Origin of the sequence: Rhodococcus sp. 5A-K4, from assembly GCF_046097995.1 — a bacterium.
GTDB classification, from domain to species: Bacteria; Actinomycetota; Actinomycetes; order Mycobacteriales; family Mycobacteriaceae; genus Rhodococcus_F; species Rhodococcus_F erythropolis.
In genome coordinates, this window is the sequence record NZ_JBJURM010000012.1 from 1 (window position 1) to 14,021 (window position 14,021).

The following is a 14,021-nucleotide window of genomic DNA, read 5'->3' on the forward strand; positions in this document are numbered from 1 at the left end:
TGGGTGAGATCGAATCCGCGTTGGTCGGGTGTGCGGGTGTCGCCCGTGCAGTCGTCAAAGTGTGCTCCATTCCTATTCTCGGTCAGAAGATTGTCGGTTACGTAGTGGCGGAGGCCGGCTCGACAGTAGACTCGGATTCTGTCCGAGATTCGGCCCGCGCCGTGCTGGCTGATTACATGGTTCCCGACGCGATTGTCGTGCTGAATGAAATCCCGCTCACCCGCTCCGGAAAGATCGATTTGCGTGCACTGCCGGAGCCCGAGTTTTCTGCGCGGGTCTATCGCGCGCCCGAGTCGCCTGTCGAGTTCTCGGTGGCCGGTGTCTTCGCTGAAGTGCTCGGTGTGTCCAGAGTCGGACTCGACGACGACTTTTTCGAATTGGGTGGAAACTCTCTCGTAGCGACGCGCATTGTGGCACGTTTGGGTGAAGCGCTCGATTCGGTTGTGCCGGTGCGTGTTCTGTTCGAGGCAAGCACGGTCGAGGCGCTGGCTGCGCGCCTTTCGAGTGAAGTCGGTATCGGTGGCCGGGTGCCGTTGGGTCCGCGGACGCGTCCTGAACTGATTCCACTGTCGCTCGCGCAACAGAGGATGTGGTTCCTCAACAAGTTCGACGTCGAATCGGCGGTCAACAACATCCCGATTGCCATTCGACTTACGGGTTCGCTCGAAATCGACGCACTGAAGGCCGCAGTCGTCGACGTTGTGGCTCGCCATGAGATATTGCGGACCGTATATCCCGATCACGATGGAGTCGGACATCAACACGTGATGTCGGTGTCGGAGGCGGGTGCAGCTCTCATCTCGACTTCGGTTCCCGAATCGCAGATCATGGAAGAGGTCGAGGCCCTTGCATCGCGAGGGTTCGACGTGGGAATCGAGATTCCTTTCCGCGCCAAGGTATTCACGATCTCGGAAACGAGTCATGTTCTGGTAGTGGTGGTTCATCACATCGCTGCCGACGGTTTCTCGATGGGCCCGTTGACGCGAGACGTCATGGTTGCGTATGAGTCGCGCTCGCGTGGCGAGATTCCGACATGGGAGCCGCTTCCGATCCAGTACGCGGACTACGCACTCTGGCAGCGTGAGGCGCTCGGATCGGAAGACGATTCGGCGTCGGTCATTTCGCGTCAGCTGGAATTCTGGACCGAGACATTGCGCGATGCCCCCGACCAATTGCGCTTGCCCTCGGACCATCCTCGGCCGAGCATTGCTTCGAATCGTGGGGCAGAAACCGGTATCGAGATAGCCGCCGAGATTCACGAAAATCTCAATGCCTTGGCAGCGAAGCACAATTCGTCGCTGTTCATGGTCGTACACGCGGCTCTGGCCGTTGTCCTGGCTCGAATGACCAGCACGACCGACATCGTAATCGGTACCCCGGTCGCCGGTCGAGGCGAGCGGTCGCTGGACGACCTGATCGGAATGTTCGTCAACACGCTCGTGCTTCGGACCAAGGTTGACGGCTCGAAGTCGTTCGGTGAATTGCTGGACGACACAAGAGAAGCCGACCTGAGTGCTTTCGGGAATGCCGACGTTCCGTTCGAGCGGTTGGTGGAGGTTCTGAATCCACCGCGTTCGCAAGCGTTCACTCCGCTGTTTCAAGTGGCACTCTCGTTCCAGAACTTGGGGCGCAACGCCTTCGAGCTACCCAGCTTGACAATGGCTGCCGTCGACTTCGACCCAGGTATCGCCAAATTCGATCTTCAGGTGACGGTTGTGGAATCGGTCGCGGAAGATGGAAGCGCTGCAGGTTTGTCGATGCAGTTCACTTACGCAACAGACCTTTTCCGTGAAGCAACGATTCAAGAGTTTGCGCAGCGTCTGTCGAGGGTCCTCGATGTCGTGACACAGGATCCGTCTGTGTCGGTCGGCGACGTCGATATATTGACGACGGACGAGTCTGAAACCCTCCTCGCCGGTGAGGGGCTCGTAGACCGACAGCGCTACACACTGTCGGATATCTTCGTCGCGGCCGCTACTGAGCATGCGAAGTCGGTGGCGATCACGTGCGACGGGGTGGATCTCACCTACGAAGAATTGGACGGCTGGTCGTCGAGATTGGGCCGAGTACTGATTGGTGAGGGGATCGGCCCGGGAGATCTCGTCGCGATTGCGGTCCCGCGTTCCATCGAATCAATCGTCTCGTTGTGGGCAGTCGCCAAATCCGGAGCCGCGTTCGTCCCGATCGATCCTGGCTATCCGCGCGACCGAATCCGTCACATGATCAAGGACTCCGGTGTGACGGCAGGGTTGACGACAGATGCCGTCCGAGTAGCGCTTCCTCCGGGTGTCGACTGGATTTCCCTGGATGACAAAAAGACCGATGAAGGTAGCGGTGAACCGATTCGGGACAGCGAACTGGTCCGCCCGCTCTTGTTCGATGACTTGGCCTGGGTCATCTATACGTCGGGATCCACTGGTCTGCCGAAGGGTGTCGCCGTCACCCACAATGGACTGAAAAATCTGGCGGACGGACTGGTCGACGGATTGGAGGTGACGAGCCGGTCGAAGACACTGCATTTTGCTTCCCCGAGCTTCGATGCGTCGATGCTGGAGGCTCTGATGGCGTTTTCGATCGGATCGACGATGGTCGTGGCCCCCGCGACGATTCTCGGCGGTGAGGAGTTGTCCGATCTGCTGCGTCGCGAACGTGTGACGCACGCATTCATCACTCCCGCAGCGCTGGCGACGATGAACCCCGCCGGCCTGGACGATCTCGCCGTGATCGGCGCGGGCGGTGAGAGAGTGGCCCCCGAACTGGTCTCGCAGTGGGGGGCTCGACGGAAGTTCGTCAATATGTACGGGCCCACCGAGTCGACGGTGATTGCAACCATGAGCGGTGCGCTGGTACCTGGAGAAACTGCCCCGATCGGAACTCCGTTGATGGGCACGGCCGCGTTTATCTTGGATGCACGGTTCCATCCGGTGCCTGTCGGTGTGCCCGGGGAACTCTACCTTTCGGGCGCCGCACTGGCACGCGGCTACTTCGGGCGGTTCGGGCTCACAGCATCGACCTTTGTGGCGAACCCGTATGGTCCGGCAGGCTCGAGGATGTACCGCACGGGAGACATTGTCCGCGTCTCGGCCACCGGCGCCATCGAGTACCTCGGCCGCAATGATCAACAGATCAAGATCCGAGGATTCCGTGTCGAACTCGGTGAGATCGAGGCGTGCTTGTTGTCATGTCCAGGTGTCTCTCGCGTCGTGGCTTCGGTGTATGCAGATGACCGACTCGGTCAATTGCTTGTCGCACACGTCGTACCGGAGGCCGGCGAAATCCTCGACGGCGAAGCCGTCATCGCGTATTCGTCGAACTTCCTGACCCGGTACATGGTGCCTGACGCAGTGGTCGTGGTCGATGACATTCCGCGGACGCCTGCAGGTAAGACCGACATCGGTGCTCTGCCCGCACCGTACTTTGCGCCGAAGGCATTCAGGGCGCCGGCAACACCGACGGAAGTGGTTGTGGCCGAGGCCTTCAGCGACGTTCTCGGTATCGAAGCAGTTGGCCTCGACGACGACTTCTTCGAACTAGGAGGAAGTTCACTGCTTGCCACTCGGGTGACGTCGAGAATGGCGGACCGGGTGGGTCACACGGTTCCCGTCGTCTGGCTGTTCGGTTCGTCGAGCGTCGAGGACTTTGCTCAACGCATCGACGAGGAGAGTCGCGGTACCGGTGCTCCGGGATCGTCTGCACTGGAGGTCCTGCTGCCGATCCGCACCGTCGAATCGGCAGCGCGCGTCGTCTTCTGTCTGCACCCGATGAGTGGTCTTTCGTGGTGCTACACCGGATTGACTCAGTATCTCGATCCATCGATCGCGATCTACGGATTGCAGAGTCCGTCCTTGAGCCAGGCTGATTTCATTCCGACGTCGATCGACGAACTCGCAAAGATCTTTGTGGACCGGATTTCACTTGTTCAGGGTCAGGGGCCATACGACCTTCTCGGTTGGTCGCTGGGCGGCGTGCTCGCCCACGCCGTCGCCGTCGAGCTGGAATCACGCGGTCACGCAGTTCGCTCGCTGATTCTGCTCGACAGCGTGCCGCGTGTGAGCGTCGAGACTTTCGAACGTGAGTTCCGCAGTGAACTCGCCGCAACAGGCTTGGATCTCGGCCTCGGCGACGACGTGACCACAGTGTCGCCGGCACAAGCGCAGGCGTTGCTGAGCGCGCTGGACGGGGAACAGGTGGGCCTGACAGTCGAGACTTTGCAGCGCGTGTTCACTGCGGCAACCACGTCGCCTCAGATGATCAACAGTCATGCCCCGGCGGTAGTGTCCGGTCCGGTCACCTTCTTCAGCGCCGGAGTGGATCATCCCGATTTCTCGGATGCTGCGGGACTGTGGAGTCCATTTTCACTCGGCGAGATCGAAAATCACGTAGTCCCGGTGGAACATGGGCAGATGACGTCGGCCGAGGCGCTGACCGTCATGGGCCCGATTCTCGATCAGCACTTTCGGAGCGGCGACTCGAATTCGTAGTGAAGACCGGAAGAAGCGTCTGTGAAATGCCGCCTACCTACTGGCGGTCAGCGGAAGCCGAGGACGCCACTGTGACACAATCAGGTCTCGATCACGCTGTTCAGTTCCGACTGGATGGCCGAGGCTGGTATGAGCGATCCAGAGTGGGTCGCGGGATACACCCGTAAAGGATTGGATCGTTGTTGAAGAACTCTGCGAAGCTGGTCGCAGGTCTTGTTTCGGTGATGATGGTGAGTCTCGTGACCATCGTGAGCATTCCGGCAATCGGAAATGCTCAATCCCCAGACGAAGCCGACACGTCATTCGTATTACCCGGCGCGAACGATTGGGACTGCAAACCGTCAGAGAAGCATCCTCGGCCAGTCGTCCTCGTCCACGGAACCTGGTCTGACCCGGTGACAACGTGGACCACATTGTCACCCCAACTGGCGGCCGAAGGGTACTGCGTTTTTGCGTTGGAATACGGACGGACGGGAAGTCTGCTCGGCGGAAACGCCCTCGGGTTGGTCGGCGGAGACGACATCCCGAAGTCGGCGTTGGAACTGGCGCGGTTCGTCGATGACGTTCGTGCCTCTACCGGTGCAGCACAGGTCGATATCGTGGGTCACTCGCTCGGCGGCACACTGACGCGGCAGTACTTGCGGTTTGCCGGGGGAGCCGACCATTGGGACCCGTCGAAGAACAAGGTCCACACATTGGTCACGCTCGGTGCAACGAACCACGGTTCGTCCTTCGGCGGTAAACAAACACTGAGTGCGATCGCCGAAGCGTTCGGTCTGCCGATGTCGGACCTCGCACTGACTGCTGTGGGGCCGTCCTTCTTCCAACAGATGATCGGATCGGCGTTCTTGCAGGCACTGAACGCCGGCGGAGACACCGATGCGGGTGTCAACTATGCGGTGCTTGCAAGCCGCGGTGACGAAGTGTCGACTCCGCCCGAAGCGACGTTCCTCAACGCCGGTCCCGGCGCCACCGTCGACAACGTGTGGGTTCAGGAAGGTTGTGAGGATGTGAAGGTCACTCATCAGGAATTGACGTCGGCCCCGCGTGCGGTCGCCCTGATTCTCGCGGCGCTCGATCCGTCATACACGGACACGCATCCGCTGCCCTGCTGACGCGAGCCGGCACCGTTCGGGCAGCAAAGAAAAAGACCCGCAGGGATTTGTCCCCGCGGGTCTTTTCTTGCATCCGGTTGCATTCGGCTGCAGCTACGCCTGCATGAGGACTACTAGCCGGATGCTGCGGCTTTTCTATAACCACGGATCGCGGGGTAGATGAACACCGCCATCATGCCGAAGGACCAGGCAAGAGTCTTGATCGTCGGTTCCAGGACTTCGCCGCCCATCGCGAAGCCTCTCATCGCGTCGATTGCCACGGACATCGGTTGCTCGGCGACCACGGGCTGAAGCCACTTCGGGTAGGCCATGACCGGGACAAATCCGGAATTGAAGAACATCAGAAGAGTGCAGCCGATCGATACCAGTTCGACCAGAGGCAACGTATCGGAGACCGTGGCGAGCGCAGTGACCATCATCGCGAAACCGATTCCGAAAATGACCGGGATTACCAGCACCGCAATCGCCGGGAGCGGACCTTGATTGAAGCGGAATCCGAGGGCGAAACCAACGATGAGAATGACGATCGAGGTCGCAAGAACTCTGGTGGCTTCGGCAATCATTCGTCCGACAAGTCCGGACGCTCGGTGAGCCGGCAGCGTCCAGAATCTTCCCAACAGACCAGATTCTTTCTCGCTTCGAAGTCCGACAGCGCTGACGATGGATCCGAACATCGCTCCGACGAGGATGATCATCGGAACTGTGCCGTAGATGCTCGGCTGACCCGTGGCGTTGGAAATGGAGTTTCCGAGCACGACACGGAACATCAGGAGAGTCAGAGCTGGATAGATCAGCGCCTGAATTGTTGTCGAAGGGTCGCGAGCCCAGTTCATCAGCAAGCGTTTCGCTTGTATCAGGCTGTGCGACCACAGCGCTTTCGCCGAGTTTTCGGCGTAAGGGGAATCGACGACCGGCAAGGTTATCGCCGGCGACGTCGGTGGTGGGGTAGGTCCGTTCACGAAGTCGGTCATTTCCGCCTCAAGCTTGCCCAGTAGGCCCATGGGACACAGACCGCAAGGAGACCCACGGTCCACGCAATGGCGGGAAACAGCACGTCCCAAGTAGCGGAACCCTGAGCCAGATCACGCATGGCGTACGAATATTGAGATACAGGTTGATTGCGGACGAAGGGGCGAATCCACTCCGGAAACCCGGTCTCGGGCACAAACCCGCACGAGAGCATTCCGAGTATGAGCTGGGGGAGAGTCAGGATCTGGCTGGTAGCAGCAGGGCTCTTCGACATCGATCCGATGGCATCACCGGCAAAGGCGAACGCGATGGCGAAGGACATCGCGAGCGCGCAGAACATGAAAGCTTGCTCGAGACCCGCGTTGAATCGAAAGCCGATGACGTAGCCGTAGACCAAGGCAGCTGCGAGCGAAACCAACGAACGAACGACCGCGCTCGACATTCGGGCAAGGAGAGGAACAGGACCGACGACCGGCATGGTCTGCATTCGTGTGCTGAATCCTGTGATCGACTCGGTCGATGCGAGTTGCGCAGCAGAGATCGCCGTGAATGCCATGGCTTGAAGGACGATGATCGGCATCAAGAACTGGGCGTAATCGATTCCTTGCATCGACATCACGAACTTCAGCGGAAGGTAGAATCCCAACGTGAAGATGAGCGGCGCTACGATCGCGACGGTCAACTCGTGATGGCGGATCATTCGCCTGACGAATCGTGACGTCAGTACCCACCACTGGTTGATTCCCGATGGCTGCGGGCGACGGTGCCGCCCGACCTTCGGAGTGGTAGCGCCGATCAGCTTGTCGATCTCCGTCTGACGAACCTTCACCGAGTCGTAGCTCTTGGTTGTGGCTGTCATTGATCGCCACGCCCCTGGGGCTGGCCGGTCAGCGAGAGGAAGACGTCGTCGAGAGACGGGCGTCGGAGGGCGATGTCGGCGAGCTGGATACCGGCGTAGTCGAGACGTCTCAGTGCCTCGGACAACGTGGCTGCCCCTCTCGGTGCCGGGATGGCGATCTGCTGCGCTTCGAGCGCAAGATCGAATCTGAAATCTCGGGGGACGAGATTGCCCAACGCGTGCACGGCTTGGCCGAGTTGGCGCGGGTCGACCGGAACGATCTCGCAGAAGCTGCTTCCGGTGCGCGCCTTCAGCTGATCTGCAGTGCCTTCGGCGATCACGGTGCCTTTGTCGATGACGATGATGTTGTCACTCAGAAGATCGGCCTCTTCGAGGTATTGCGTGGTCAGCAGCACGGTGATTCCTTGGGACTTCAGCGTCTGAACCAGTGCCCACACGCTTTGGCGGCTGCGTGGATCGAGCCCCGTGGTCGGTTCGTCCAGGAAAACGACTTCTGGACGGACCACGAGGCCACATGCGATGTCGATACGACGGCGCATACCGCCGGAGTAGTGCCGGACTGCGCGGCTGGAGGCTTCGAGGAGGTCGAACTGTTCCAACAACTCCACGGCACGCTGACGGGCCGCAGCCTTGTCGAGGCCCATCAATCGCGCGAACATTTCGATGTTCTCTCGTCCCGAGAGCGTCTCGTCCAGCGCCGCGAACTGACCCGTCATCATGATCGACCGACGAACTTCCGGCGCATTGCGAACGACGTCATGGCCTGCGACGACCGCGCGACCACTGTCCGGAGTGATCAGGGTGGACAAGACTTTCACCGTCGTGGTCTTGCCGGCGCCGTTCGGCCCGAGGATTCCGAGAACAGAACCTCGAGGTGCGCTGAAACTCACGCCTTGAAGGGCGTGGACGTCCTTGAATGACTTGTGGACGCCTTCCACCAGAACCGCTGCGTCCGTGGAATAGGGCATCAACACTCCGCTGTTTGCGTGGGATTGGACGGGCACGCGATCCCCGCGGGGCTCTGTTGCCTTCATTACTGAGTATCTAGTTACTAGCTAGGGATGTTACCGGAGCGATCCGTCGCGGACCGCAACATGCAAGGAGTGCTGATCGATAACCTCGAGAAACACCCAGGAACAGGTGACCGCGAGCCGGTGATGTGTCCTCACCCACACTGAAATGGGCGGTCATGTGAAATCGATCCGATCGGGCACGCCGAGCCTGTCGAACAACGTACGTAGTCCACTGAAGTCTTGTACCAGCAACTCCGAACCCGTGGAATGCTCGAGGTTGTCGATCATCTTGTCTCCGGACCCGATGCCCTCCATCGCGAGTATCGACCGCCACGCACCGTAGTCGTTCGAGGCGAACGAGCGCATCGCAGTGCATGCGGAATCCGCGAAGATTCGAAGTTCCTCGTCATCGAGCGTGCTGCAGACCGACTCGGCCAGTTCCCCGGCAATCGAGGCGTGGCAGTACTCGTCGCGAGCGTGCAACCGGATTGTCGCGCGGTTGATCGACTGCACACCCGGGTCATCCGAGATCAGGTCGAGGTATGCGGTGATCGACACTTCGGCGACGGTCATGAACGCCAACTGTGTCAGGGCGATCTTGCGAGGCCCCTCGGCTGCGTCGAGAGCTTGCGCCCGCGTGCGGACCGTCAGGACGTCTGGCAGTGCCTTCGCCGGCAGCCCCCAGCCCCTGCCTCGACGGGTCGCTGAACTGGCATTGAAGTGCATGAGCGTGTGATATTGCTCGTCGACCATCGCCTGATTGACGGCCACTGCAGCCCAATCTCCGAGACCGACGCCGAGTCGGTCTTCGGCGAGAACGTCGAATCCGGGATTGACGACGTACTTCTCGATGTCCATGACGTTCTTGTTGAACGCGATCCATGCCCAGGCTTGCAGGCGTTGCTTCTGCTCGGGACGCAATGCCAGGTAGGTCGGATGCTCCGCGAACGGGAGAAGTGCTTCGGGGTAGTCGGACAACGACGAATCGAAGAGATCGTCCAGTTCCGGCTCCGCCTTCTTCACGGTTGCCCGGCGCGCCCAATTGCTCGCAAGCCGACTGACGATTGCACTCTCGACCGGATCCGAGGCGTCGTACTCGGGGAGGCTGGGCGGACTCACTCCAGGTCTCATCGTTCCCTACTCTCTGTGCCTTTCGGCAATGCGATCGAATAGGCTCTGGCACTCCGCGTTCAATTCGCCGGAGTGATCGTCGAGCGCTGCCTCGGCGGTTTTCATCAGCGTCGTGAAGTCGCCGAGCGTCTCGGCCGCCGTGTCCACCTGTGAGGTGGCATCGAACAGTGCTTTTCGTGTCGCACCTGCATACGGATTGCCCGCTTGTACGTCCCAGTACACCTCCGGTTCGCCGCCGGCTATCCGCGCCAGGAGCGCGAGCAAGGTCCGATGCGGGGGAGGGGCGACCGCGAGGAGTTCGTCCGCAGAAACTCCGAGTTCGGCCAGGGCAACGCCGAAAGCCAGCACCGACGCGTGTGTCAGAACCTGGGTAGCCGCGGCCAACCGGTCGTGACGATCGGCGTCCATCACCGCGACCGACGCTCCCCACGAGCGCACGACGTCGAGGAATCTGACGGACTGCGGACCGTCGACGTACGGCACTGCGATGACGGCCCGACCGCGCGGTCCGAGCGACGGACGGAACATGGGGTTGAGTCCGAGGAACTCCCCTTCTCGGCCGGCGTCGGCGATTGCTGCGTCCATCCGCGATTTGACCGACAGTGTGTCCACAACGAGAGCACCGGATGTTCGAAGGCTCGGTAGTGCGGCTAGAGCGACCTGTTCGGGAACCGCGAGCACGATGACGCTCGAGGACTCCACGTGTGCGAGGACCCGGTCACTGGGTTTCGTGATGTCTCCGACGACTACATCTCCGTCAGGATCGCTGCCTGCTGGGTCGACGACGGTGACCGTCGCCCCCCCGGCGCGAAGCAGTTCGACGAACATGGATCCGACGGCACCCAGGCCGCCGACAACCGTCGCGGTGCCTGATGCCGGCGTCATGGCTGGATCTACCCGCCGTATTCGAGGACCCGCGAGGACACCGCATCGAGTGCACGGAGCAGAGTGGACGCCTTGACCGTGGTCTCGTCGAATTCTTCTTCCGGGTCGGACAACGCTGTAATGGCACCACCGATTCCGAAGGTCACGCCGCTCTCGGTGCAGACCAGCGACCGGATCACGATCGAGAGGTCCGCGGCGCCACCGAGGGCGAAGTACCCGATCGATCCCGAGTAGACCCCACGTGGGCCGGATTCGAGGCGGTCGATGATCTCCATCGTTCGTACCTTCGGAGCACCTGTCATCGATCCGCCGGGGAACGCGGCGCGGACACAGTCCACCGCCGACGACCCCGGGCTCAGATGTCCACGCACCGTCGACACCATTTGGTGAACGGACGAGTACGACTCGATCGCGAACAGCCTCGGAACGTGGACACTTCCCGGAACGCAGACCTTGGTGAGGTCGTTGCGAGTGAGGTCCACGATCATCAGGTTCTCGGCGCGGTCCTTCTCGCTGTCGAGCAGGTCCTGCCGTAGCGCAGCATCACGCGCTCGGGTGACGCCGCGCGGACGGGTCCCTTTGATCGGCTTGGACTCGACGTTGCCGTCCGAGTCGACACGAAGGAACCGCTCAGGCGAGGCCGAGACCACCGAGATGCCGGTGAAGTCGAGAAGTGCGCTGTACGGCGTCGGATTGATCGAGCGCAGATACTCGAACGCCTGCTGTGCATCGATCGTCTCGTCGACGCTCGCCATGTTGGTCAGACATACCTCGTAGGACTCACCTGCCCGGATCTCCGAGAGGGCCGTTCCGATCAACGACAGGTACTGATCGCGATCATGCCGCAGGCGAGCCTGCGTCCAGACGGTGTCGCTGATCAGCGGAACCGGGGTGCGTTCCGGAAGGTCCGCGCCGATCCGCGCCAAGGTGTCGACGGTCGATTCGAGCCAATCGTCATAGCCGGCGTCCCGGACTTTCTCGCGCAACCTCAAAACGTGAGTGCGGCCCGCGGTGTGATCGATGACGACGGCGCGATCGGCAAACACCAGAGCGGCATCAGGAGTGGGTGCCGGATGGACTGCCCTTCCTCCGGTCTGTGCTTTCAGTTCGTAGCCGAGGTAGCCCACGTAGCCGAGGTTGAAGTCGAGTTCCGGATGCGAGGGCACGAAGCGCGTCGCGAGTTGTGCGTCCAAGTAATCGAAGAACGGAACTCGAATGTGCTCGTCGGACAAGCCTTTTCGGCTGACAGTCAGTACCTCGGCTTGCACGTCGTACGTGATGAACTCGGCCAGCGGCCCCGACGAATCGCCGAGTATCGAAAAGCGCGCACTCGGCTCTGCGGTTGCCGCGCGGTCCAGCCAGAACGCGTTCGGACCGTCGGCGAACAGTGCTGCATAGGCCGCAGACGGGTCCACTGCAAAATCGAGAATCACGTCGTCGACGTCGTAGTTGATCGCCGGCCGCAGGTCGGGTGTTTGCGAAGTCGGTTCGGGTCGGATCACCGAATCCAGAGTGCGTCCGACGGACAGATCGCGGAAGTTCGCGAGCAAATCTATGCCGAACTCGGTACTGATGGACTCCGGATGGAACTGAACGCCCCACATCGGCTTGGTCCGGTGCCGGACACCCATGAGCAGTCCGTCGGACGTCCACGCGGTACGAACGAAGGCGTTCGGCAGATTCTCGACGGTCAACGAGTGGTAGCGAACAGCTCGGAACGGCGACGGAAGTCCGGCAAAGATGCCCGAGCCGTCGTGATCGATCAGCGAAATTCGGCCGTGCATCGGTACGGGCGCAACGACCACGTCCGCGCCGAACAACTCGCACAGGCCCTGGTGGCCGAGACAGACACCGAGAAGTGGGAGAGGCGCTTCTTCGATGAAACGGCGGCTGATTCCGAAATCACGGTCGCGATCCGGCCGGCCGGGACCTGGGGAGATGACCACGTTGTCGTATGACGCGAGATCGATGGAATCCCAATCCGCGTCGTTGCGGACCACGGTCGGCACAACCCCGTTGACCTCGGTCAACAGGGTGAACAGGTTGTAGGTGAACGAGTCGTAATTGTCCACCAGAAGGGTGCGGGAACTCATGTCGATGATCCTGATCTCGGTCCGACGGATTCCCGAACAGTGTCCTCCTCCTCAACAGGTGCGTTGATCACCAGGTCTTCGAGTCGACAGGTCTCGGCAATCATCAGCTCGTACAGGGCGTTGAAGAAGTCGGGGGAGAGGTCGTGTCTACGGGCGAATTCACGCGCCCGCTCCTGCACGAGGCGGACGCGGCCGGGTTGCATCATCGGAACCTCGCGGGAGCGCTTCCACTCGCCGATGCGTAGGCAGAGTTCCAGCCGCTGCCGCACCGTCTCGAGAAGTAGAGCGTCGATGGCGTCGAGGTCGCGCCGGAAGCTGTCCAATCCCTCGGCCTCGTCCGGATACGACGAGGTCTGCGTGCCTGCTTCGGAACTCGTTGTGGTCAAGAACTCTTCCACGAGGCCTCCCGGTGCTCGGCGTGACGCGAGGTCGACAATGTGGTGCCCGGAACGCAACCCACCTCCGGACACCGGCACCCCGACCGACCATCGCCGTTCGGGGAGGTGTTCCACGATCGTCATTCGCCGAAACCTGCGGTGGTGCCTAATTCTGCGAAACCTGCTTGGCGGGCGAATCAGGTTGCGATGCAGGCGGGTTCGTGAGTGCCTACTTGGGGGAGACCCAGGTGGTGATTTCGGCGTGGACTACTTCCTTGCCGCCCCGGTCGAAGATCGAGATGGGAACGAGAAGTTCCGTGCCACTCTCGATCGCCGCGAAGTCCGGCAAAGTCTCGAGTCGGGCGACCGCCCGCAGGCCGGTCTCGGCCTTGGCGAGGTAGTCGACCTTCATGGACTTGGGGATCCAGCGGTGCGAGTTCGGAACCGTCGCTTCGCTCAGCATGCCCATTGCGACCTCCGCGAGATTGCATGCTGCGATCGCGTGAAAGGTGCCGAGATGGTTGTGGACGCCCCACCATTTGGGGGAGCGGACCTCGCACAGGCCCGGTTCCAACTTGGTCACCCGGGGGAGAACGGAGGCGAAGTAGGGCACGCGAATGGACATCGCCGCCGAGAAAACTGCATGTCCGAGGGCGTTGTCCGGCAATTTCTGCCATCCGCGATAGGTGGGGCTGGAAGTAGTCATCGGACTATCTTACTTCTGAGTAAGGTTGTTGTCGCGCAGCTCACTCGGAAAGGCTGGTTCGGGGGAGTTGAGGAATCGGGCCAGGTACGGCATACTGGTCGGGTTGCCTTGTCCGGGACGCGGTCGTTTGCGGCCGTGATCGGGTAAGGGTAAGACGTCACAGACGATCGATCGCAGATCCCGTCAGGGTAATCGGGTCAACGACTGTGACCATGCAAGACATGCAAGACGAGAAGTAATGCAGGACGGAAGCAGTACCTACTTTGTGTTCGACATCGAACACGTCCGGTACGCATCACGCGCCAGATGATCGAAAGATTGTCCGGCGCAGGATGAGTGAGAAGGCGACACGCCCGACCGCGTGTACCGGAGAACAATGACAAACGAACAGC

The 14,021-nt window shown here is 61.0% G+C and carries 10 protein-coding genes; 2 read left to right on the forward strand and 8 right to left on the reverse strand.

The features are described from left to right. Positions 1-4,481: amino acid adenylation domain-containing protein (locus ACKAMS_RS16955; protein WP_408989285.1), on the forward strand; the 4,481-nt coding region annotated here is incomplete at its 5' end. Between the two features lie 179 nt (positions 4,482-4,660). Next, a complete protein-coding gene (locus ACKAMS_RS16960; RefSeq protein WP_225989419.1) occupies positions 4,661-5,596 on the forward strand; it encodes a triacylglycerol lipase in 936 nt (311 codons plus the stop codon). Between the two features lie 113 nt (positions 5,597-5,709). On the opposite strand, the gene ACKAMS_RS16965 is transcribed toward ACKAMS_RS16960, so the two are convergent. From ACKAMS_RS16965 to ACKAMS_RS17000, 8 genes are all read right to left on the reverse strand, one after another. Beyond that, positions 5,710-6,567 carry an ABC transporter permease gene (locus ACKAMS_RS16965; RefSeq protein WP_099697410.1) on the reverse strand — a complete coding sequence of 286 codons (858 nt, stop codon included), beginning with the start codon at positions 6,565-6,567 and terminating at the stop codon, positions 5,710-5,712. Further along, positions 6,564-7,424 carry an ABC transporter permease gene (locus ACKAMS_RS16970; protein ID WP_042951282.1) on the reverse strand — a complete coding sequence of 287 codons (861 nt, stop codon included), beginning with the start codon at positions 7,422-7,424 and terminating at the stop codon, positions 6,564-6,566. The genes ACKAMS_RS16965 and ACKAMS_RS16970 overlap by 4 nt, the downstream gene beginning before the upstream one ends. Beyond that, a complete protein-coding gene (locus tag ACKAMS_RS16975; protein ID WP_042951295.1) occupies positions 7,421-8,392 on the reverse strand; it encodes an ATP-binding cassette domain-containing protein in 972 nt (323 codons plus the stop codon). Before ACKAMS_RS16975 ends, ACKAMS_RS16970 begins: the two co-directional genes overlap by 4 nt. A 219-nt stretch (positions 8,393-8,611) precedes the next feature. Continuing rightward, a complete protein-coding gene (locus ACKAMS_RS16980) occupies positions 8,612-9,568 on the reverse strand; it encodes a diiron oxygenase (protein ID WP_408989286.1) in 957 nt (318 codons plus the stop codon). Between the two features lie 6 nt (positions 9,569-9,574). Further along, complete coding sequence (locus ACKAMS_RS16985) at positions 9,575-10,453, reverse strand: prephenate dehydrogenase dimerization domain-containing protein (protein ID WP_408989287.1); 879 nt, start codon at positions 10,451-10,453, stop codon at positions 9,575-9,577. A gap of 8 nt (positions 10,454-10,461) precedes the next feature. Then, entirely contained in the window at positions 10,462-12,546 is a 2,085-nt protein-coding gene (gene pabB / locus ACKAMS_RS16990; protein ID WP_264614138.1) for an aminodeoxychorismate synthase component I, read from the reverse strand. Then, entirely contained in the window at positions 12,543-13,067 is a 525-nt protein-coding gene (locus ACKAMS_RS16995; protein WP_019747551.1) for a chorismate mutase family protein, read from the reverse strand. Before ACKAMS_RS16995 ends, pabB begins: the two co-directional genes overlap by 4 nt. 85 nt (positions 13,068-13,152) lie before the next feature. Beyond that, the gene (locus ACKAMS_RS17000) at positions 13,153-13,629 is read right to left on the reverse strand and encodes a hotdog fold domain-containing protein (protein ID WP_003940943.1); all 477 of its coding nucleotides are present in this window, start codon (positions 13,627-13,629) and stop codon (positions 13,153-13,155) included. Positions 13,630-14,021: the final 392 nt, after the last annotated feature.

Excerpts from the sequence above, each read along its gene's own strand:
- ACKAMS_RS16965 (WP_099697410.1), bottom strand. The coding sequence starts at position 6,567 with ATGACCGACTTCGTGAACGGACCTACCCCACCACCGACGTCGCCGGCG.
- ACKAMS_RS16970 (WP_042951282.1), bottom strand. The coding sequence starts at position 7,424 with ATGACAGCCACAACCAAGAGCTACGACTCGGTGAAGGTTCGTCAGACG.
- ACKAMS_RS16975 (WP_042951295.1), bottom strand. The coding sequence starts at position 8,392 with ATGCCCTATTCCACGGACGCAGCGGTTCTGGTGGAAGGCGTCCACAAG.
- ACKAMS_RS16980 (WP_408989286.1), bottom strand. The coding sequence starts at position 9,568 with ATGAGACCTGGAGTGAGTCCGCCCAGCCTCCCCGAGTACGACGCCTCG.
- ACKAMS_RS16985 (WP_408989287.1), bottom strand. The coding sequence starts at position 10,453 with ATGACGCCGGCATCAGGCACCGCGACGGTTGTCGGCGGCCTGGGTGCC.
- pabB (WP_264614138.1), bottom strand. The coding sequence starts at position 12,546 with ATGAGTTCCCGCACCCTTCTGGTGGACAATTACGACTCGTTCACCTAC.
- ACKAMS_RS16995 (WP_019747551.1), bottom strand. The coding sequence starts at position 13,067 with ATGACGATCGTGGAACACCTCCCCGAACGGCGATGGTCGGTCGGGGTG.
- ACKAMS_RS17000 (WP_003940943.1), bottom strand. The coding sequence starts at position 13,629 with ATGACTACTTCCAGCCCCACCTATCGCGGATGGCAGAAATTGCCGGAC.